Annotated in this window: 15 protein-coding genes; 10 read left to right on the top strand and 5 right to left on the bottom strand. The window is 32.4% G+C overall.

The features are described from left to right. Window positions 1-32: 32 nt before the first annotated feature. Window positions 33-3,476: a hypothetical protein gene (locus ITB9_RS10165; RefSeq protein WP_054852137.1), complete on the bottom strand. Its 3,444-nt coding sequence runs from the start codon at window positions 3,474-3,476 to the stop codon at window positions 33-35. A 174-nt stretch (window positions 3,477-3,650) separates the two neighbouring features. Between ITB9_RS10165 and ITB9_RS10160 the strand changes: the two genes are divergently transcribed. The 6 genes from ITB9_RS10160 (at window position 3,651) to ITB9_RS10135 (ending at window position 14,369) form a co-directional block, all read left to right on the top strand. Continuing rightward, window positions 3,651-4,412 carry an exodeoxyribonuclease III gene (locus tag ITB9_RS10160; protein WP_054852136.1) on the top strand — a complete coding sequence of 254 codons (762 nt, stop codon included), beginning with the start codon at window positions 3,651-3,653 and terminating at the stop codon, window positions 4,410-4,412. A gap of 17 nt (window positions 4,413-4,429) precedes the next feature. Beyond that, window positions 4,430-5,383, top strand: a complete 954-nt coding sequence (locus ITB9_RS10155) for an OmpA family protein (protein WP_054852135.1) — start codon at window positions 4,430-4,432, stop codon at window positions 5,381-5,383. A gap of 180 nt (window positions 5,384-5,563) precedes the next feature. Next, complete coding sequence (locus tag ITB9_RS10150) at window positions 5,564-6,598, top strand: NADP(H)-dependent aldo-keto reductase (RefSeq protein ID WP_054852134.1); 1,035 nt, start codon at window positions 5,564-5,566, stop codon at window positions 6,596-6,598. Between the two features lie 139 nt (window positions 6,599-6,737). Next, on the top strand, window positions 6,738-11,507 hold the full coding sequence (locus tag ITB9_RS10145) for a gliding motility-associated C-terminal domain-containing protein (RefSeq protein ID WP_054852133.1): 4,770 nt from the start codon (window positions 6,738-6,740) through the stop codon (window positions 11,505-11,507). A gap of 27 nt (window positions 11,508-11,534) precedes the next feature. Continuing rightward, the gene (locus tag ITB9_RS10140; RefSeq protein WP_054852132.1) at window positions 11,535-12,440 is read left to right on the top strand and encodes a type IX secretion system membrane protein PorP/SprF; all 906 of its coding nucleotides are present in this window, start codon (window positions 11,535-11,537) and stop codon (window positions 12,438-12,440) included. Between the two features lie 21 nt (window positions 12,441-12,461). Further along, window positions 12,462-14,369, top strand: coding sequence for an OmpA family protein (locus ITB9_RS10135; RefSeq protein ID WP_054852131.1), 1,908 nt, complete (start codon window positions 12,462-12,464; stop codon window positions 14,367-14,369). Window positions 14,370-14,595: 226 nt separating this feature from the next. Here the strand turns inward: ITB9_RS10135 and ITB9_RS10130 are convergent, their stop codons facing one another. Further along, window positions 14,596-16,140, bottom strand: coding sequence for an Rne/Rng family ribonuclease (locus ITB9_RS10130; RefSeq protein ID WP_028290716.1), 1,545 nt, complete (start codon window positions 16,138-16,140; stop codon window positions 14,596-14,598). Window positions 16,141-16,484: 344 nt separating this feature from the next. After that, window positions 16,485-16,775: an HU family DNA-binding protein gene (locus tag ITB9_RS10125; RefSeq protein ID WP_028283181.1), complete on the bottom strand. Its 291-nt coding sequence runs from the start codon at window positions 16,773-16,775 to the stop codon at window positions 16,485-16,487. 137 nt (window positions 16,776-16,912) lie between these two features. Between ITB9_RS10125 and mutY the strand changes: the two genes are divergently transcribed. The 4 genes from mutY to gldD all read left to right on the top strand — a co-directional run bounded on the left by mutY (window position 16,913) and on the right by gldD (window position 20,418). Continuing rightward, on the top strand, window positions 16,913-17,953 hold the full coding sequence (gene mutY / locus ITB9_RS10120) for an A/G-specific adenine glycosylase (RefSeq protein ID WP_054852130.1): 1,041 nt from the start codon (window positions 16,913-16,915) through the stop codon (window positions 17,951-17,953). Window positions 17,954-18,045: 92 nt separating this feature from the next. Beyond that, window positions 18,046-18,489: a single-stranded DNA-binding protein gene (locus ITB9_RS10115; protein WP_054852129.1), complete on the top strand. Its 444-nt coding sequence runs from the start codon at window positions 18,046-18,048 to the stop codon at window positions 18,487-18,489. A 9-nt stretch (window positions 18,490-18,498) separates the two neighbouring features. Next, window positions 18,499-19,803, top strand: a complete 1,305-nt coding sequence (locus ITB9_RS10110) for a gliding motility-associated protein GldE (protein ID WP_054852128.1) — start codon at window positions 18,499-18,501, stop codon at window positions 19,801-19,803. 36 nt (window positions 19,804-19,839) lie between these two features. Next, the gene (gldD, locus tag ITB9_RS10105; RefSeq protein ID WP_054852127.1) at window positions 19,840-20,418 is read left to right on the top strand and encodes a gliding motility lipoprotein GldD; all 579 of its coding nucleotides are present in this window, start codon (window positions 19,840-19,842) and stop codon (window positions 20,416-20,418) included. A gap of 1,022 nt (window positions 20,419-21,440) precedes the next feature. Here the strand turns inward: gldD and ITB9_RS10100 are convergent. Next, entirely contained in the window at window positions 21,441-21,881 is a 441-nt protein-coding gene (locus ITB9_RS10100) for a hypothetical protein (RefSeq protein ID WP_054852126.1), read from the bottom strand. Between the two features lie 48 nt (window positions 21,882-21,929). Then, the coding region (locus ITB9_RS10095; protein ID WP_148638427.1) for an IS3 family transposase at window positions 21,930-22,455 on the bottom strand (526 nt) is incomplete at its 5' end.

Raw genomic sequence — 22,455 nt, 5'->3', positions numbered from 1 at the left:
ACTATTCAGTTGAGCGTTTTTTTTTGTAGGTTTTAAAAATAGGCTTTTAGTTGTACATTTCCAGTGTGTATTGTAGTACTAGTTTCTGTTTTACGACCAAAATAAGTCAAATTTAAATCTAAAAATTTGGTTAGTTTTTTTTGTGCTAATAGTGACCAAGTAAAGTTTTTTCCTGGTTGTAAGCCTTCTAACATTTGGTAGGCCACAGGGCTGTTTTCGTTTCCATCAAAAGCGTTATTAAAAACATTAAACTCTCCAGAAACAGCTCCTATTTGTGCATTATTTTTTGGAGAAAAAGCAAAGGATAATCCGTATTTGTTCTGATCTAAAGTTTCTAAGTTATTAATAGTGTTTTCCTTCTTTGTTATCTGGTAAAACACATCAAACTGTACATTATCATTAAGTAAATAAGATAATTTAGGATTTAAGCGTTTGGTGTCTATATCAAAGTTTTTACTGCTAAAATTTTCGCTATTGCTAAACTGTTCTTCTAAAGCAGAGGTTATAGTGACTAACCAGCTGTTTTTGATTTTATGTATAAAATTAATTTGATGGCTTTTTAAGTTGTTTTCTATAAATCCAAAACTTAATGTGTTTTCGCTACTGTTCCATAAATACGTGTAAGATGTTGTATAGCGTTGCTTGCCACGATTAAAAAATAATATATTTCTAAAATTTAAAGTTAATCCTAATTGGTTGTCTTTGTCTGCACTAAAAGGGTTTAAATCAAAATCAGCATTAGTTCTTTGTATTTTTCTATCAATTAAATAACTAGACTGATTATAAAACTTAGAAAAAAAATGTTTGGTCTTGTGCTCTGTATTGACCCAATTAATTGGGTTTAAAGTCAAGGTCTGGCTTAGTCTATTTTGATGCGTTTTAATATAGACTTGATTGGGTAATAAAACTCGAATATAATCTCCTTGATCTTGGAACTGAGCAATTTCAAATTCTTCAAGCTCCTGAATACCATTTTGGTTATAATCAATCCAAGTGTACGCACCTTGTCCAGATTCTACCTGTACATAGGTAAAGTCTTGTTGTGGTAATGTCCCTGAGTTGGTTTCAAAAGCTGTATTCCAAAGTATTCCGTTTTTTAAAAAACGTTGACTAAATAATAATCTGGAGTTTAATGAGTTTTCATTGTTCTGGTCTTCATCTTCATTTTTTAAAGTTCTGTAATTGACATATAAAGACAAATTGGTTTTTTGGTTTTTAATTAATCTAGAGTCTAAATAATAGGTGTTAGAGTTATTGACTCGATCTAGGTTTCCATTTCTTAAACTATCATTAACACGATATTTGTATCCAACTTCAGCATAAATATTTGTACTGTCTCCAATTCCTGTAAAAGCTTCGTAAGCAGTAAAACGCTGAGTCAGATCTGTAAATGCTTTAGTTTCATTAATACGTTCTTTATTTTCTTCAGCCGAAAAACCAACACCAATCCATTGTTTATCTAAATCATAAATACTACGATTATAGGTCCTGAAAAATTGTGAGGAGTTTTGGCTTCCTTTAGCTTTTAATATATTAGTATTAGTTGATAATTGTAATTTACCAATATTAATATTAGCATTTATATTGTGCTTGCTTCCAGAAAAATTTTCAGAATAATTTAAGTGCTGAAAACTATAGTTTGCGTAACCTTTTTTTAAATGAAAACTTTTCAGGCCAACCGATACTAAGGCTTGATTACCAAGATTAGTATTTAATAGTTCAGAATTGGTTTGACTTAAATTCCAATCGCGATTAAATTCAGGTTCGTATAGACGTTGTATGGTTTTAAAATCTTGCTGTATATAATCTGTGTCTAATACTGCAGCTAAGCTCCATGTGCTATCATTTTTAATAAGATTTTGCTCAACTGTTAATTTACCAGCAAATCCATTATTATTGTTATCGTCAAGGTTTGAAAATAAATTTAGGTCGTTTTTACTACCTGCAATTTCAAAACCAATTTTTGTTTTATTTGATGGTTGATACACACCATTTACAGTAGCTATTTGTAATAAGGTTGGCGCAGCAAGTTGTACAATTGGAGCGTAATTACCTTGAGGTACACCTGAAATTGGTTGCACATATTGATAAATATTATTAATAGCATTACTAGAAGTTATAATATAATCGCCTTGATTATCTCCAACCAACGTAAAGGTGACTCCAAACAATGTGTCATCTGGATTGTTTGAAAACACATAAACGTCTTGTCCATTAACACTCTCTTTTTTATATAAAATTCTGTTTTCGTTATACGTTTCTGGGACTTCTGATGAGGCAACCATTAGTTGATTATCATCTCCTGCAGTATTTAATATAGAAACTTGTTCTTCAGATAAATTTTGTTGAAGCGGATTGTTTTTAGAGTCACTTTCAGAGTATACAGAAGCGCTAATATTTAATTTTTCACTGTTATGACTACCTCCTGCAAAAGCTACTATTCTAGAATAATCACGTTCCGAGTACTGAAAATTTACACTAATTCTCATCTCTGATGTTACAGGATAAGTGGCATTAAAAATAATTTCGCCAGCATTATAATCTATGATGTAGTCTTCGTTTTCACCACGTTTTAAAGCGACACCATTTACATATACAGTTTCACTACCTGAAACAATAAGTACAAATAATTCGCCATTTGGTCCTTGTAGTTTATAAGGACCTTGATTTCCTTCTTGAGCAGTAAATTGGTAATTACTAAATTGTCCTCTAACTAATGCACCAGAAGCAAAAACATTGGTCTGTTGACTTTCGTCACCAAAATTAGCTTTAACCTGTAACCCTTGTACACGTTTACTAAAAGAAGCAAAGTAGGATTGCTCATTAATTAGGTCTATATCTCCTGCACGAATAGACCATTGGTCAGAGAATAATTCTAAAAAAACTTGATCAAACTCGTCCAAACGTTGTGAATAGCCACTTTCTTGTAATGGTATATTGGCATCTTGTATGCTTGCTCTAAGAGATACTTTGTCGTTTAGTTTACCAGTTATCTGTAAGTCAAGCTCGCTATTTAAAACCGAGTTTTGATTGTTTCCAATTGTAACACCACGACTAATACTTCCTGAAGTTGTTAAGCCATCAAAAGGTGTGTAAGTTTGTTTGTTATTTGGTTGTCTTAACTGTATTATCTTGCTAAGATTATCTGTGTTTTCAACAATGATACTTTTATCAAATTGTTTATAGGTTTTTGTTATAAACTCAGGATAATTCTGGTAGCTAATTATGATGCTATCACTTTCTATTGGTTTTAAAAAAGTAAGTGTAGATTTTGCGTAATCTACCTTATAGTAAGAGGAGTTTATTGTGTTTCCTGATTTGGTTTCAACTTTAAAACCATTTTGTTTTATGCTAACACTATCAATTTGTATACTAATGTTTGTAGCAACTGTCTTTCGGTTTGACCCATTAGCTTGTTCTTGCGCAAACGCAAAAATTCCGAAGAAAAACAGAAAACAGGTTAAAGTTAGTTTCATCTACAAGTATAACACCATAATTACTATATTATTTTGTTAATATTTTTTCAGTAAAAACAGAGTGATTTATCTTGTAAAAGTAAACCATTATTTAATTTAGCCGAAACAAATATTTTAAGCTTTAAACAATCTTGTAATAAAGGTTGTTTTAATTAAAACAATAAACAAACACTCATGAAAATTATCTCATACAACGTAAACGGAATCAGAGCTGCAATCAATAAAGGATTTATAGATTGGCTACAAAGTGCCAATCCAGATGTTGTTTGTTTACAAGAGATAAAAGCAATGGAAGAGCAGTTGGATTTAAATTTATTTAAAGACGCTGGTTACCATTATAATTATTGGTTTAGTGCTCAAAAAAAAGGCTATAGTGGTGTTGCAGTGTTGTGTAAAACAAAACCCAATCATGTAGAGTATGGTACAGGAATAGAGTCTATGGATTTTGAAGGACGTAACATTCGTGTTGATTTTGATGGACTTTCAGTCATGAGTATGTATTTACCATCAGGTACCAACGCAGCAAGATTAGAGCATAAATTTGAATACATGGATTTAATCCATAATTACCTAAACGATCTTACTAAAACATTACCAAATCTAGTAGTTTGTGGTGATTATAATATCTGTCATGAAGCTATAGATATCCATAATCCAAAAATGAAAGGTGTTTCAGGTTTTTTACCAGAAGAGCGCGAGTGGCTTGGTAATTTTATAGACTCAGGATTTATAGATTCGTTTAGATACTTAAATCCAGAGCGTCAAGAATATTCATGGTGGAGCTATCGTGCAAATGCCAGAGCTAATAATAAAGGTTGGCGTTTAGATTACGCAATGGTTAGCCAACCACTACAGCAAAATATTAAAAGGGCAGTTATATTACCAGAAGCAAAACACAGCGATCACTGTCCTATTTTAGTCGAAATAAAATCTTAAACCCCAAATAAATAAAAATGAAAAACAGAGTAACAATCATCCTATTAGTATTAATTGCAACCAGTTGCGTCTCTCCAAAAGTTTACAAAGAGTTAGAAAGTAGCTATGCAGAATTAAAAAAAGAAAACCGAAATCTAAAAGATGAAAATGCCGATTTATTACTACAAAAAAATCAAGCATTAAACGACTTGGCACAATTGCAATCTAAATATGATGACGCAGTAAATCGTCGTGATCAATTAGAATCCGATTATACTGTTGCAAAAAATAAATATGATACATTAAAAGCCTCTTATGATGCATTGGATGCAAATAGTAGTTCTGCAATAGCAGCAAACACAAAAAAAAATCGAGAACTATTAGCGCAATTAGAGGCTAAAGAACAAGCGTTAGCAACCGAAAACACAAGACTAGCACAACTTAAAAAAGAGTTAGAGTCACGCTCACAACGTGTAGCAGATCTAGAAAGTGTTATAGCAGCAAAAGAAGCCGAAATGACAGCCTTAAAAAACGCTATATCTAGTGCATTAACAGACTTTGAAGGTAAAGGATTAACTGTTGAGCAACGTAATGGTAAAGTGTATGTATCCATGGAAAACAAACTATTATTCCAATCAGGTAGTTGGGCAGTTGGGACACAAGGTCGCAAAGCAGTAAAACAACTTGGTACAGTATTAGGAGATAATCCAGAAATATCAGTGTTAATAGAAGGTCATACAGACAATGCACCATATTCGCCAAAAGGTAACATAAGCAATAACTGGGATTTATCTACCAAACGTGCTACTGCAATAGTAAATATACTACAAGAAAACAGTAACATAAAAGCCGATAATTTAACAGCAGCAGGACGTGGAGAGTATGCACCAATAGCCACAAATACTACAGCAGAAGGAAAAGCTAAAAACCGTCGTATAGAGGTGATATTAACACCAAAACTAGATAAAATTACCAATCTTTTAAATAATTAATTGGGCGTTACCACAAGGGTCAGGCTATCCGTTATATCTTTTTTTGCCATATATGGCAGCAAAAAAAGGATGCCACTACTATCCTTAACGCATAATTAGACACACATAAAAAAGACCTTTAGTTACAAATAATAACTAAAGGTCTTTTTATATTTGTTAAATAACCAAAATTTCAAATCGATGAAATACACAACACTACCAAATACAGATATAAAAGTTAGTAAAATTTGTTTAGGCACAATGACCTTCGGAAATCAAAATACCGAAGCACAAGGTCATGCACAATTAGACTATGCAGTACAACAAGGTGTTAATTTTATTGACACAGCCGAGTTGTACCCAGTACCAGCAACAGCAGAAACATCTGGTAGAACAAGTCAGATTATAGGATCTTGGTTAAAGCATCAAAAAAGAGAAGATTTAGTAATAGCTTCTAAAATTGCAGGAACAGGAGATTATACAGCACACATACGTACAACAGGTTTTGCAGCTAATGCTATAAAAGAAGCTGTAGATTTAGAGCTTAAAAGGCTACAAACAGATTATATAGATTTATATCAATTACATTGGCCAGAACGTCAAACTAATACCTTTGGTGTTAGGGACTATAGTCACAATCCTAATGATCCTTGGGAAGATAATTTTAAAGAAGTTTTAGAAACCTTAAATGATATTAAAAAACAAGGTAAAATAAGAGAGGTTGGTTTGTCAAACGAAAAAGCTTGGGGAACAATGCGTTATCTAGAAGAGTCTAAAAACAATAATCTGCCAAGACCAGTTACGATTCAAAACGCCTACTCGCTAATAAATCGTGTTTTTGAAGGTGATTTAGCAGAGGTCTCATTAAGAGAGAATATAGGTTTATTGGTATATTCTCCTATGGCATTTGGCGTACTTTCTGGAAAATATATCAAAGGTACACAAGGTGAAAACTCAAGATTAAACTTATTTCCAAGGTTTGCAAGATACAGTAGTGAGCAATCAACTTTAGCAACAAAAAAGTATTTGGAATTAGCAGAAAAGCACAATTTGTCTCTAGCTCAAATGGCTTTAGCCTTCGTAAATGAACAGCCATTCGTGACCTCAAATATCATTGGAGCAACTAGCCTAAATCAGCTAAAAGAGAACATAGATTCTATAAATTTAACATTAAGTAAAGATATATTGCAAGCTATTGATGCAATTCATTGCGTTATTCCAAATCCTGCACCATAAGCAATGTAAGCATTTACTTCACTTTTAACACAATTTACCGATGAAAATTGCTTTTTGTCTATAATAATATTTTTAACAGTTTTACAACACGTTTTTTTTATAGTTTAGGAAATTAATTAACTAACGATTTCTCAAAATAATGAAAAAAACTACGTTCTTTTTAGCGTTGCTATTCCTATTAGTTGGGTGGCAAGCTAACTCACAAATTTATTTACAAGAAAGCTTTGATACTTCAATACCTGCTTCATGGACAATAACTGATGCAGGAGATGCGACAGGTGATTCATGGACCTCAGGTCAACAAGGTACAAGTAGTCTAGATGGCACCAATGCAGCTCTAGTTGATAGTGATGCAGCAGGTAGCGGAACACTTTTACAAGAGACTCTAACAACACCTGTGTTTGATGCTTCAGCAGCTACAACATTATTTCTAGATTTTGATCAATACTTCAGAAATATTGGTTCTGACACCGGAACTGTTGAAGTTTGGGACGGAACCGCTTGGGTTGCTGTATTAACTCAAACTGCAAGTGCAGGAGGTTTTAGTAGTCCTGATCAGCAACATATAGATATTACTGCTTATGCTAATGCAGCAATGCAAGTAAGGTTTATATATGATGATGCAAGTAGTTGGGCTTGGTATTGGTTAGTAGATAATGTTGTTGTATATAATGCAACATGCCCTAATCCTTCAGCATTAACTGTTGATGATTTAACTGCGACATCAGTTGATTTATCATGGACAGCTGGTGGTACAGAAACTGCTTGGGAAATTGTTGTGCAGCCTTCTGGAACAGGAGTGCCAACAGGTTCAGGCACAGGGACAACCACTAACACACCTTACAGTGACAATACATTAAGTCCAGCAACAGATTATGAAGTCTATGTGAGATCAGACTGCTCTGGTGATTTTAGTGTATGGTCAGGTCCAATTTCATTTACTACAGATTGTGATATATTTACTCCAGATTATTTACAAGATTTTACTACAATTCCGGCTAATTGTTGGGAAGTGGCAGATAGTGGAGATGCAACAACAGGACCTACTGATATTGGTACATCATCATGGACTACTGATGGGTATTTAAATAATGGTACTACTGGCGCCTATAAAATTAATCTTTGGGTAGCATCAAAAAGTGATTGGTTATTAACTCCAGAATTTGATTTAACAGGAGGCCCTTTTCAAGTTGAATTTGATTTAGGAGTAATGACATTTGGAAGTACTACTACAGCAGGCACTCTAGGGTCTGATGATATTGTTGAGTTAATGATAACAACAGATTCTGGTACGACTTGGACTGTATTACAATCATTTGACGCTTCAACAGTATTTACGTCTGCTGGCATGCATGTGGTTGAAAATTTATCGACATATTCAGGAGCAACTGCTCAGTTTAGTATAAGAGCATCAGAAGGTGTTATTGATGACCCAACCGACAATGATGTTTTTGTAGATAATTTTCAAGTAAGATCTGTGCCTTCTTGTTCAGACCCTTTATCTATAGTAGCAATAGCAACAGGAGATACAACTGCGGACATCACTTGGGGTGCTGGTGGAACAGAAACAGAATGGCAAGTTTGGGTACAAACTGCTGGAACAGGAGAACCTACAACAGATGGAGTAGTTACTACAGTTAATAATCCTTATTCTGTAATAAACTTAACGCCAAGTACTGCTTATGAAGTATACGTTAGATCTAATTGCGGAGTAGATGGATATAGTGCTTGGGTTGGACCTGTTAACTTTACAACACTAAATACACCTCCTCCAGCTCCTGTAGGAGTAGCTTGTGCTACAGGTAGCTCCACATTTATATTTACTGAAGATTTTGGTAATGATACTAATTACGTGCCATCAGGATGGACAGGTACTGCATTTACAGATACTAATGGAGATTGGGATATCACTACAGAAAGTGCTAATTCATCTTCAACAGGACCAGACATTACATGGGACGGCAATCCAGGAACCCATTTAGAATATGAAGGTTCTGGTAATACAACAAATGTAGCCTCTGCAATTACACCTGCAATAGATTTATCTTCAGCATTGGATGGAGCAGAGTTGTCATTCTACATGCATGCTTTTGGTGGTGATATGGGAACATTAAATATTGGTGTAAGCACTTCACAAACTGGACCTTTTACCTCTGAATATATTTGGACAGGTGATTATCAATCTACAGCAGATGAAGCTTGGGTGCCAATTGGTGTAAATTTAGATGCCTATTTAGGGCAAGTTATATATATTGAAATTAGCTATGTTGGAACAGGTGATACCTGGGAAAGTGATATGGCTATTGATCAAGTACGTGTTGAAGCTTGCGGGACATTTTGTATTGCTCCAACTGCTATTACAGTAACATCTATTACAGAAACATCAGCAGATATTTCTTGGACACCAAGTGGTTCTGAAACAGAATGGAATTATGTACTACAACCTGCTGGAACTGGTGTCCCAACTTCAGGAACAACTGTTACAACTACAACAGTTTCAGAAACAGGATTAAATCCAGCAACAGATTATGAGGTTTACGTTCAGTCTATTTGTGGTACTGATACAAGTACTTGGGCTGGACCATTTAATTTTTCAACATTACTTCAATTTAACTTCACTTTTGATTGTGCTACAGATGGACCTCAAACAATTGATTATTGTTATGATAGTAGTGATACAAATGTGTTTACATTTTCTTCTACAGATGGAACACCTTTAAACTTAACTATTAATGCAGGTCAAGTTGAAAATAATTTTGATGAAGTTGTTGTATTAGATTCTGATGGAATTACTAATTTAAATGCGGTTACACCTTATGGTAATGCAGGTCAAATTGGAGGATTAACCTTTCAATCTACAGGAGATACAATTTCATTTGCAATAGAATCTGATGGAAGTGTTAGTTGTCAAAGTAGTGGATATACTTCTGTAAACTTAACAGTTACATGTGCTACATGTATCAATCCAACAGCAACTTTTGTTGTGGTTGACGATTGTGATAATGGGGATCAATTTTTAGTTGATGTTGACATCACTTCATTAGGTGATGCAACGTCTTTATTAATTGAGGATAATCAAGGTACGACTCCTGTTAGTGTTACTACAACAGGTGTTCAGCAATTTGGACCTTATCCATTTAATGTTGATGTTCAGTTTACAGTTTCAAATGAGCAAGACGCTAACTGTATAATTAATAGTGATTTAATTTCACTCGCAGCTTGTCCTCCAGTAAACGACAATCCATGTAATGCGACAGTCGCCTCAGTAAATGCAGATGAAACTTGTACAATAGTTAATGCTGGTACTTTGTTAGAAGCTACAGATTCTGGTGTGCCAAGTGGGTCCTGTTCTACTAGTACAGATGATGACGTTTGGTATGAATTTACTGCTTTAGGTGACCAACAAATCATTCAAATTCAAAATGTTGTTGGAGGGTTTAATGTTGATCATGCAGTCTACGAGGGTACAGATTGTAACAATTTAACAGAACTTTACTGTACAACAGATGATAACAGTTTGACGCCATCTTTAACCGTTGGTAATACTTATTATATTAGAGTGTTTTCTGCAGGAACAACAGCAACTACAATAACTTTTGACCTATGTATTCAAACATTGGGTGTGCCAACTTATTGTACAGATGCATTGCCAATATGTGCTGATCCTACAATTTTCTATCCTAGTATAGTAGGAGATCAAGTTGCTCCACCTTATATTGATTACGATTGTTTAGGAAGTCAACCAGATCCACAATGGAATACAATTCAATTTGATGATCCAGGAGATTATGTTTTCCAATTAGCACAAACAAATGCTAGTGGAACAGGTTTAGATATAGACTTTTTAGTTTGGGGACCATTTACAGGGCAAGACTCTGGATGTTTTGAATTATTGCCTTCAAGTATTGCAGACTGTAGTTTTTCTGCTACAGCAACTGAAACAATCACATTATCTAATGTGCCAGCTAACTCAACTTATATTATATTAATAACCAACTATTCTCAAGAGTCTGGTACCTATGTTTTTACTCAAGAATCAGGTCCTTTAGATGGAACTAATTGTGATGTTGTTTGCGACGTTGCATTAGATTATGATGGTATTGCAATTGAGCAAGGTGCTACTGCAGCAGAAGGTTATAGCGATGATATTAATTTATGTGGATATACATCTGTTACTTTAACAGCAGAAACTGCTTATGCTGTAGATAGTTATGATTGGTATGTAAATAATATTTACCAAGATGGAGTTACAGGACCGACATTTGAAGCAACAGAATCTGGGCAGTACATGGTTATTGTTGGAGGTGGAATTTGTGATGATTTTACATCATCATTAATAACAACAATTAATTTCTTAGATAGTTCAACAGCAAATCAAGCTTCTGATTTAGAGGTTTGTGATAACGGTTCAGGTAGTGGTGTTTTTGATTTAGAAAGCCAAACAGAAACAATTTTGGGAGCACAAGATCCAGCTGAATTTATTGTTACTTATCATGAAACTTTATCTGATGCACAATTAGGTGTCGATGCTATAATTTCTGAGTATACAGCTACTCATGGTACTACTGTTTTTGTCAGAGTTGAGGATGTTGATGCAGTAGGATCTAATTCTGGTTGTGCTTCAACTAATACTAGTTTTAATTTATTATTAGAAACTTGTATTATACCTCAAGGTATTTCACCAAATAATGATGGGTATAATGATGCTTTTGATTTAAGTAGTTTTGATGTTCAAAGTTTAGAGATTTTTAATCGTAATGGACGTAAAGTATACTCTAAAACCAATTATACAAACCAATGGGAAGGACAATCTGACAGTGGAGATATGCTACCAGTAGGAACATATTACTATGTTATGAAGTACCAAGGTACCAAAACAAAAGCCGCATGGGTATATTTAAACAGATAAACTAACTAGAAAACAAAAAAACAACAGATGAAAAAAATAGTATATATTGTATTCCTAGTGTTTATAGGTGTACAAGCCCAACAAGACCCACAATATACACAGTATATGTATAACATGAATGTGGTAAACCCAGCCTATGCAGGCTCTACAGAAAGTGTATCAATAGGTGCACTTTACAGAAGTCAATGGGTTGGTTTAGAAGGTGCACCAACAACAGGTACTCTAGCTATACATTCTCCAGTAGGAAGCAATGTAGGATTAGGTTTCTCTTTAATTAGTGATGAAGTTGGACCTGTACAAGAAACCAATGCTTATGTAGATTTCTCGTACACAATACCAGTAGGAAACACAACTAAATTGGCTTTTGGATTAAAAGCAGGAGCAACCTTTCATGATATTGGATTAACAGGATTAGAACTTACAGATCCAGACGATCCATTTTTCTCAGAGAATATAAATGAGACGACACCAAATATTGGAGCAGGATTATATTTTTATAAGCCAAGTAAGTATTACATTTCAGCCTCTATGCCAAACATATTAAGTTCGGTACATTTAGATGCTAATGGTTACAAAATAGGATCAGAAACACAACACTTTTTTGGAGCAGCAGGATACGTATTTGATTTATCAGAAAACTTTAAGCTAAAGCCACACGCTTTAGCTAAAGTTGCTTTTGATGCACCAGTAAGTTTTGATGTCAATTTAAACCTGTTTATGTATGATGTTGTAGAAGTAGGAGCAGGTTACCGTTTAGATGATTCTTTTAGTGGTATGATTAACTTTTTAGTTGCACCAAATTTAAGAATAGGTTATGCTTATGACAGTATCCAATCACAATTAGATGTTGTAACCAATTCTTCACATGAGATTTTTATCAATTTTGATATTAATTTACCAAGAAAAGTATCACGTTCACCACGTTATTTCTAATCCATTAAGTTAACCAAGACAATGAAAAAAATACAACTATTTATATGCGCTATCTTATTAAGCAGCACTTGTGTGTTTGCTCAAAGTGATGCGACCAAAAAAGCCGATAAATATTTTCAAAAATTAGAATTTGTAGATGCAATAAAGGGCTACAATAATTTAGTAGAAAAAGGTGAAGGAAACGCTTATGTGTACTCTCAATTAGCCGAAGCAAACTATAACACTTTTAATACTGTTGAAGCCGAGAAATGGTATGCAAAAGCATTGGAAACAGGAGCTTCAGAACCAGAAATGCTTTACAAGTATTCTGAAATGCTAAAAGCTAACGGTAAATATGATGCTTCAAATACACAGATGAAAAAGTTTGCCTCTATGTATCCTAGCAATGATAAGGCAGTTGCCTACAATGCTAATCCTAATTATTTAGATGATATTTTAAAAACGGAAGAAAAATTTACAGCTAAAAATTTAGATATTAATACTGCAGCTTCAGATTTTGGAGGTACTTTTAAAAATGGAGTTCTTTATATTACATCTTCTAGAAATGACTCTAGACGTAATTACGGTTGGAATGATCAACCATATTTGGATATTTATCAATTAAACAAGTCTGAAGATGGTAGTTTTTCTGAAGCAAATTTAATTTCAGGTAAGATAAATACAAAACACCATGAAGGTGTTGTTTCTGTTACACCTGATGGTAATACGTTATATTTTTCTAGAGAAAGTTTTTTTGAGAATATGTATGAAAAGCTAGAGGATGATAATACAAAAATTAGTGTTTTACAGTTGTTTAAAGCTACTAAAGATGGTGATTCTTGGACTAATGTTCAGTCATTAAACATTAATACAAATAGTTATTCTGTTAAAAACCCTTCTGTTAGTAAGGATGGTAAAACATTATATTTTGCTTCTGACAAACCAGGTGGTTTTGGTAAATATGATATTTACAAAGCAACCATTCAATCTGATGGTATGCTTGGCGAACCTGAAAATTTAGGTGATAAAATTAATACTTCAGGTCAAGAAATGTTCCCATATGCTGGAGACGATGAGTATTTTTATTTCTCTTCTAATGGTCATTTAGGTTTAGGTAATTTAGATGTTTTTTATACTGAATATTCAGGTAATACTGTTGTGAAGAATATTGGAGCTCCAATAAATAGTAAAGCAGACGATTTTGCTTTTACTATAGATGAAGATAAAAATGGTTACGTTTCTTCTAATCGTGAAGGAGGTAAAGGAAGTGATGATATTTATGCTATCAAAGAAATTAAGCCTTTATGTCAAGTTGATATGATCGTTACAGTTGAAAACGCTGAAACAGGAGAGGTTTTACCAAATTCTACAGTAACTTTATATGATTCTACAGGTTCTGTTTTAGCTACACAAACAACAAATGCAGCAGGTGTTGCTACATTTACTACTGATTGTGAGATAGAGACTACTCTTAAAATTACTAAACCTGAATTTGAAGATAATTCTGTTACAGTTAGCGGTACTAGAGATGAAAAACAAAATGTAAGTGTAGACTTAACACCTATCAAGAAAATTATTATAGCTGATAAAGTGGTGTTAGATCCAATTTATTTTGAATTTGATAAATCTGATATCACACCTCAGGGAGCTTTAGAATTAGACAAGTTAGTTTTAGTGATGACTAAGTATCCAGAAATGGTAATTTATGCTACTTCTCATACAGATAGTAGAGGTAAGGATAGTTACAATTTAAGTTTATCAGATAGAAGAGCTAAGTCTACTGTAGCTTATGTTGTATCAAAAGGAATTGATCAAAGTAGAATAAGTGGTGATGGAAAAGGAGAGACAGAACATTTAGTGGATTGTAAATCTAAATGTACAGAAGAAGAGCACCAATTAAACCGTAGATCTGAGTTTACTATAGTTAGTGGAGGACCAGAACAACAATAAATTATAGATTTAACAACCAAACCAAAAACCAAAAAAATAGCCTTACAAATTGTAAGGCTATTTTATTTTTAGTATTCTTTAAATTAAATTTAATATCACTTAAATTCAATTGTCTATCTATCGTTCAAAAATAATTTAAAGTAGCTTAAATAGTTTAATTTGATGTTTAAAACTAGTTTTTTAGGCATAAAAAAAAGCCTAACTATTATATAGTAGGCTTTTTTTATTATTTAATTTGTTTACCATTTTTGTCAAAAAAATGATATTCAAGGTATGTGTAAGCATCTCTTGGTTGTATTTTTACCCATTTTTTGTGTTCAACAAACCATTTTGAACGTATAGATGGAAAACCTTTGGTTAAAAAGGCTGCTATAAAAGGATGTGTGTTTAAGGTCACCTTCTTATAGTCTTTTTTTAATAATTGTTCTAAGTCATGAGTTATTTTAGGCACAATATTAATTGGCGCTTCGACTTCTTCTCCATTAAAACTGTTAGGATTTTCCTCTCTGGTTTTAATATTCATTTCTGGTCTTACTCTTTGACGTGTAATTTGAATCAATCCAAACTTACTAGGAGGTAGTATTTTGTGTTTGGCACGATCATCTTTCATTTCGTCACGAAGATGATTAAATAGTTTTTTTCTGTGTTCAGCAGTATTTAAATCAATAAAGTCCACTACAATTATTCCACCCATGTCTCTAAGTCTTAATTGTCTAGCAACTTCTGTTGCAGATATAAGGTTGACTTCTAGAGCGGTGTCTTCTTGTGAGTTTGATTTATTTGATCTATTACCACTGTTTACATCAATAACGTGAAGTGCTTCGGTATGTTCTATAACAAGGTAAGCACCTTTAGCCATAGACACTGTTTTTCCAAATGCAGTTTTAATTTGTCTTTCAATCCCAAATTTTTCAAAAATCGGAACATTAGACTGATGTAATTTTACAATTGATTCTTTTTTTGGTGCAATTTTTTGCACATAATCTTTTACCTGTACATGTAACGCTTCATCATCTACGTGAATCCCAGTAAAAGTGTCATTAAATATATCTCTTAACATTGAAGAGGCTTTATTTAATTCGCCTAATACCTTGGTAGGATGGTGCGCTTTATGTAATTTTTTACACATTGCAGTCCAGCGACTTAGCAAATTTTGTAAATCTTTGTCTAGTTCGGCTACTTTTTTGCCTTCTGCTACTGTACGTACAATAACTCCAAAACCTTGAGGAGTAATACTTCTCACTAATCGTTTTAAACGCTCTTTTTCTTCTTTACTTTCTATTTTTTGAGAAATAGAAATACGGTCAGAAAAAGGTACTAAAACAATATATCTACCAGCAATAGATAGCTCTGAGCTAATTCTTGGGCCTTTTGTAGATATAGGTTCTTTTACTATTTGTACTAAAATAGACTGATTTGATTTTAAGACGTCATTAATTTTTCCGCCTTTATCAATATCTTTTTCAAATGGGTAATTTTTTAAAGAAAAATCTTTTAGTTTACCTGTGCTTACACTTTTTGTGAATTTTAAAACTGAAGATATTTTTGGTCCTAAATCATGATAATGCAAAAAAGCATCTTTTTCATAACCTACATTAACAAATGCAGCATTTAAGCCAGGAACAGCTTTTCTTATTTTGGCGATAAACACATCACCAACTGAAAAGTTGTTCCCATCTTCTTCTTTATGTAATTCAATTAATTTTCCATCTTTTAATAAGGCAAAATCAACAGCATCTGGACTAGATCTAATAATTAATTCTTTATCCATTTAGGTTAATTTTTATCCATACTTTATAGTATAGATGGATTATACATTATATTATAACTTAAAATTAGTCATAATATTTCACAGGATTTTTAAATCCGGTTGAGTTTAATAATTACGCAAGGTTATACGAATTATAGATAAACTCTGTTTTCAAAGAACGATACTTCTAATAAACCAAAAAAGTAGTTAAAAAACTACTTTTCTGAATTATTTTTTCTTTTTGTGACGATTAGCGCGTCTACGTTTTTTACGCTTATGCGTTGCAACCTTGTGTCTTTTACGTTTCTTACCACTTGGCATAGGGTTAATGTTTTTAAATTAATAATTCGTTTATAATAATAAATTTACTTTACGTCTACGTTAGTTTTTACACCCTCTACAAATACTTTTGCAGGTTTAAACGCTGGTATGTTATGAGCAGGAATCTTGATAGTCGTATTTTTTGAAATATTTCTTCCTGTCTTTTCTGCTCTTGTTTTAATGATAAAGCTACCAAAACCTCTAAGGTATACATTATCACCACCTTCTAAAGATGTTTTAACTTCTTCCATGAAAGTCTCTACAGTTGCCTGAACATCTCCTTTTTCTATTCCTAATTTTTCAGAAATCTTTGTTACTAAATCAGCTTTAGTCATTTTCTTTTCTTGTTTGCGTTATTAATTTTTCTAAGGGTTGGCAAATATAGTCATTTAATATTCAATATTTCAAACCTAATTCATTAAAATTTAATGCGATAAACTTTACTTTTGCTTTTCTTACTTTTTTCTACTTAATGAACATTTCTAAACAACTAATTAATTGGTATACAGATAATAAACGAGATTTGCCTTGGCGAAACACCACAAACCCTTATTTTATTTGGCTTTCCGAAATCATTTTACAACAAACACAAGTCGTACAAGGTCGTCCTTATTATGATAGTTTTACCGCTACTTTTCCTACTGTTTTTGACTTAGCTAATGCCAAAGAACAAGAAGTGTTAAAATTATGGCAAGGACTAGGATATTACTCTAGAGCACGAAATTTACATGGTTCAGCCAAATATATTGTTAAAGAATTGGATGGAAAATTCCCTGATACCTTTGATCAAATTATAAAATTAAAAGGTGTAGGTGATTATACAGCTAGCGCAATAGCATCTATTTGTTTTAATCAAGTTACTGCTGTTGTGGATGGAAATGTATACAGAGCATTGTCTAGAATTTACGGAATTGATACACCTATTAATACAAGTAAAGGTTTTAAAGAATTTAAAACTTTAGCACAACAACTAATAGATCCTAAACAACCTGCAACTTTTAATCAGGCTATAATGGAGTTTGGTGCAAGATTGTGCAAACCCAAAAATCCAGATTGTAATAGTTGTCCTTTTAATACTATATGTGTAGCACTTCAAAAAAATATAATAAGTGATTTACCAGTCAAGCTGAAAACTGTAAAGGTTAAAAAAAAGTATTTTAATTTTATTGTAGCCTTGTCCAAAGACAATAAAACAATTTTAGAACAGCGTACAGGAAGTGGTATTTGGCAAAACTTATATCAATTTCCGTTAATTGAAACAGATAAAAGCGCATCACATACTATAATAGAGTCACAGGTTAAAAATCTTGATTTATTTAAAGGTCATAATATAACGTTGTCATTATATAATGATAAGGCAATTATTCATAAACTATCGCATCAACATTTATATACTAAGTTTTGGATTGTTAATTTAAATGACGATTTGGAGTCAGGTATATTGTTTGATGAAATAACAAATTATCCTGTTCCTATATTAATAGGTAATTTTATAGAAAAATTTAATTTTTAAAACCTTAACAGGTCTGACTTGGTTATTTTTTCTTAAATTTATTTACATTGACGTGTAAAGCTGTAATTTTGTATCAGTAAAACAATTAATTTATGTCAGGAACATTAAATAAAGTAATGCTAATTGGGCATTTGGGAGATGAAGTTAAAATGCACTATTTTGAAGGAGGTGGCTGTGTTGGACGTTTTCCGTTAGCTACTAACGAGACTTATGTTAGCAAACAAACCAATCAGCGTGTTACTAATACAGAATGGCATAATATAGTTGTCCGCAATAAAGGTGCAGAGGTGTGTGAAAAATACCTTACCAAAGGAGATAAAGTATATGTTGAAGGACGTATAAAAACCAGAAAATGGCAGGACGAGTCAGGTAATGACCGTTATAGTACAGAAATACAAGTATCCGATTTTACGTTTTTAAGTACAAAACGTGATCCAGAAGCAGCACCACAACCTAATACAACACAGCAAACCCAACAAAATACACAAAACGCATCGCCAAAACCTGCTTCCAGTGACGACGATCTTCCGTTTTAATAATTAATTATGGACCCAGAACCCACGAGTTTTTTAGCATTTATTCAAACAGATAACCTAAATATTATATTTGGATTTGTACTTTTAATAGTATTATTAATTTGTTCTGCAATGATATCTGGAGCAGAAGTAGCATTGTTTTCGTTAACAAAATCAGATTTAGAAGACGAAAACCTACAGGATAACAAACAAATACAAATATTATCTAAATTATTAGCTCGTCCCAAAAAACTATTAGCCACCATTTTAGTTGCAAATAACTTTATAAATATTGGTATAGTAATATTGTTTGCCTTTTTAGGTAATTATATGTTTGCTAATATTACTTCACCAGTAGCTAAATTTATACTAGAAGTGGTTGTAGTAACCTTTTTAATATTGCTTTTTGGCGAAATTTTACCCAAAATATATGCTAGTCGTAATAACTTAAAGTTTTCAACTTTTATGGCTTATCCATTACGCGTGTTAGATGTATTGTTTGCTCCTTTAAGTTTACCCATGAGAAGTATAACCTTAGGCATACATAATAGGTTAGGAAAACAAAAGTCAAATATTAGCGTAGACCAATTATCACAAGCCCTAGAGTTAACAAGCGAGTATGATACTACTAAAGAAGAACAAAAAATACTACAAGGTATTGTTAGCTTTGGTAATACAGATACAAAACAAGTCATGCAACCACGTATTGATGTATTTGCTTTAAACGTAGAACAGCCTTATGACCAAATTATACCAGATATAATAAGTAATGGTTATTCTAGAATACCTGTTTATAAAGAAAATATGGACACCATAATAGGTGTGCTGTACGTCAAAGACTTATTACCGTACATAGATCAGAAAAACTTTGACTGGACAGCTTTATTAAGAGAACCGTTTTTTGTTCCAGAAAATAAAAAATTGGATGATTTGATGGCAGAGTTCCAAGAGAAAAAAGTGCATTTAGCTATGGTGGTTGACGAGTATGGAGGAACCTCTGGATTAGTGTCTTTAGAGGATATTATTGAAGAAATTGTTGGAGATATTAGTGACGAGTTTGACGATGAGGATTTAATTTATTCCAAATTGGATGATAAAAACTATGTTTTTGAAGGAAAAACAGCTTTGAAAGACTTTTATAAAATTATAAAACTTGAAGACGATACTGTTTTTGAGGATAATAAAGGTGAAGCTGAAACAATAGCTGGTTTTATTCTAGAAAATTCTGGTGGTTTTCCTAAAAGAAACAGTAAAATAAATTTTGAAAACTACATGTTTACTATTGAAGCTTTAGATAAAAAACGCATCAAGAGAGTTAAAATAACATTACCATAAAAATATAAAGCTACATTAAGTTGCTTGGTCTTATCTATGAAAAACATAATTCTATTCTTATTAATTTTTGTTACATTAACTAGTTGTGGTAATGATCCATTACCAAAGCCAAAAGGCTATTTACGCTTAGAGTACCCTAAGGCAGAATATACTAGTTACAATAAGAGTTTACCATTTACTTTTGACAGAAATACCTTAAGTGATACCATCAAGTTTAAAAACTTACAAGATAATGTAACAAGTTTTGGTTTAAACATCGAGTATAAAAAATTAAAAGGAACCATTTACCTGACTTATAAAGCTATTGATGGTCAAGAACGATTGATTAAATACCTTAAAAATGCACAAAACTTTACACAAGAGCATACTAAAAAAGCTGATGTCATAGAGGAGGTTGTTTGGGAAAATCCAGAAAATAAAGTCTACGGAATGTTTTATGAAGTAGGAGGTAATGCAGCATCACAATCACAATTTTATATAACAGATAGTATCAATCATTTTTTAACAGGATCGCTTTATTTTTATGCAAAACCTAATTATGACTCGATATTACCAGCAGCAAATTACTTGCAAAAAGATATCAAACGCATTATGGAAAGTGTAAGGTGGCAATAAATAAGTTTTATTGTGTTTTACGATAGGTATTTGTGCCACACAGTCTATGTAAAGTGCTTTTTACTTGAGGCAAAATATTTAGGTCACATAATTCCATTGTTATATAGTCTCGTTCTGTTGTAATTTCGTTTCCTTATCTAACTTGATAACGATATTCTTTATTTAATATCAGTAATGTATGCAATATTTTATCGAATATTCACAGTAACATAGCTTCCTTCAGGTGTCGAAGTTTCTGGAAGTCCTAGATTCAATTTATTAAGATTTTTTTAGATTCATATTTTGTGGCTTGGTTTTATTCTTTTCGTTTAAAGTTGTTTCAATGTCTTATTTTTCGTGCACGTTTTTTGATTGATTTTAACAACTCAAAATAATTTCTAATGGACAAATAAAAATTCTAATTCTTTAAGGTTTGTTCAGCTTTAGTTGGTAAGCTTAAATTGTTCATAAGGTTTTGTGTGTGATTTCTTTATGTGTTTAAGCACTGAATTTAGCAAAAAAATCAAAGATAGAAAGTAATAGAGGACTATTAGTAAGTCGGCAAGAAGTTGGTCAATCAAATATGCAATCCTTAATGTTATGCGCTTAAATTATTATGTTGTTTATTAGTGTTAGTCTTTATTGACTAGTTATTCTTATATTTTAATGGTGCTATAACTATTCTATAATTACGTTATAACCATGCTATAACCACGCTATAACCTCTTTTAAAATATTGAATAAATTGTTGTTTTACAGGTGTTTATGTCTAAATGTGGTGTTGTGGCAAAATTGACCTGAATTATTACTTAATTAGGGCATTTTATTGCCTGTAGATATAATAGATTTTATCTAGTAATAGTCCTCAAATGGAATTGCAAAAAGTTAGTACTGATAGCAGCATATACAAAGCTATTAAAACAAGCTTTTACAATAACAAAATCAGGACTAACTTATGATAATAATTACAGAAGTGCTTTATTGAAAAATTAATGAGTTTTTACTTGTTTTTTTTATCACAGTACTTTGTTGTGTGTAGGCTTTTATTCCAGTCGAATATAAAATTGGTGCACTTCACCTTTTTCCTCATCAAACAGTACTGTAACTAATTCCGATTTAGATAATGAGATAATTTCTGCGTTACTTTCTCCCAAGTCATCTGTTCCTAATTCCTTTTTCCAATATTCATTATCAATGTCATAATGAATCATTAAATCTTTCTTGTCAGAGAATTTCCATTTTCCAGTTTCGTTCCAAACGCATTGATTAAAAATATACTTTCCGTTGGATAAATATTGAATCGTATCTCGACATTTTAATCCAGTGTATTCTTTTCCGTCTAATGTGCGGTTTATTTTGTTAACCCATTTACCAACAATTAATTCATTCCAATCAGTTTTTGACGAGTCTTTTTGACCAAATGCGAGATTCGCAAATAGAGCACAAAAGATTATAATTCCGATTTTTATTTTAAAGTTCCTCATTTTTTAGCTGTCTCGTCCTGAAATATGGCTACAGGTTAAAATTTATTTTTAAGCTGATAATTTATATACCATATTCGGTGTTTTATAACCTAAAGATAAGTGTAATCTTATTTCGTTGTATAAATTAATTGCATTTTTTGCAGCTCTCTTTGCGTGAGCTTTGTTATCAAAGGTTTGGTCGGGATAAAACTCATCTTTTAGAATTCCATTTATGCGTTCTGCCATAGCATTTTCGTAACAATGATTTTCTTCAGTCATACTAATATTTATCTTTTTTCTTTTAAGTATTTGTGTATATACATTGCTACAATATTGTATTCCTCTGTCTGAATGATGAATAAGTTGTTTAATGTTTTTAGCTTGATAAATGGCTTTGTTCAAAGCTCTTACACAGCCTTTTAATTCTAGGCTGTCACTAAGGTCGTAACCAGCGATTTTCCTGGAATGCATATCAGTTATTAAGGCTAAGTAACAAAAACCTTTTACTGTTCTAATATAAGTTATATCACTAACCCAAACTTGATTAGCTCTAGTAACCTCTAAGTCTTTTATGATGTTATTATACTTAAAAAAA

The organism is Olleya sp. ITB9, from assembly GCF_001315805.1.
In the GTDB taxonomy this organism is placed as follows: Bacteria; Bacteroidota; Bacteroidia; order Flavobacteriales; family Flavobacteriaceae; genus Olleya; species Olleya sediminilitoris.
Note: the sequence above shows the minus strand (reverse complement) of the source record. Positions and strands in the feature narration are given on the sequence as shown.

Bases quoted from the DNA above. Each gene is read 5' to 3' on its own strand.
- ITB9_RS10165 (WP_054852137.1), bottom strand. From the start codon at position 3,476: ATGAAACTAACTTTAACCTGTTTTCTGTTTTTCTTCGGAATTTTTGCG.
- ITB9_RS10160 (WP_054852136.1), top strand. From the start codon at position 3,651: ATGAAAATTATCTCATACAACGTAAACGGAATCAGAGCTGCAATCAAT.
- ITB9_RS10155 (WP_054852135.1), top strand. From the start codon at position 4,430: ATGAAAAACAGAGTAACAATCATCCTATTAGTATTAATTGCAACCAGT.
- ITB9_RS10150 (WP_054852134.1), top strand. From the start codon at position 5,564: ATGAAATACACAACACTACCAAATACAGATATAAAAGTTAGTAAAATT.
- ITB9_RS10145 (WP_054852133.1), top strand. From the start codon at position 6,738: ATGAAAAAAACTACGTTCTTTTTAGCGTTGCTATTCCTATTAGTTGGG.
- ITB9_RS10140 (WP_054852132.1), top strand. From the start codon at position 11,535: ATGAAAAAAATAGTATATATTGTATTCCTAGTGTTTATAGGTGTACAA.
- ITB9_RS10135 (WP_054852131.1), top strand. From the start codon at position 12,462: ATGAAAAAAATACAACTATTTATATGCGCTATCTTATTAAGCAGCACT.
- ITB9_RS10130 (WP_028290716.1), bottom strand. From the start codon at position 16,140: ATGGATAAAGAATTAATTATTAGATCTAGTCCAGATGCTGTTGATTTT.
- ITB9_RS10125 (WP_028283181.1), bottom strand. From the start codon at position 16,775: ATGACTAAAGCTGATTTAGTAACAAAGATTTCTGAAAAATTAGGAATA.
- mutY (WP_054852130.1), top strand. From the start codon at position 16,913: ATGAACATTTCTAAACAACTAATTAATTGGTATACAGATAATAAACGA.
- ITB9_RS10115 (WP_054852129.1), top strand. From the start codon at position 18,046: ATGTCAGGAACATTAAATAAAGTAATGCTAATTGGGCATTTGGGAGAT.
- ITB9_RS10110 (WP_054852128.1), top strand. From the start codon at position 18,499: ATGGACCCAGAACCCACGAGTTTTTTAGCATTTATTCAAACAGATAAC.
- gldD (WP_054852127.1), top strand. From the start codon at position 19,840: ATGAAAAACATAATTCTATTCTTATTAATTTTTGTTACATTAACTAGT.
- ITB9_RS10100 (WP_054852126.1), bottom strand. From the start codon at position 21,881: ATGAGGAACTTTAAAATAAAAATCGGAATTATAATCTTTTGTGCTCTA.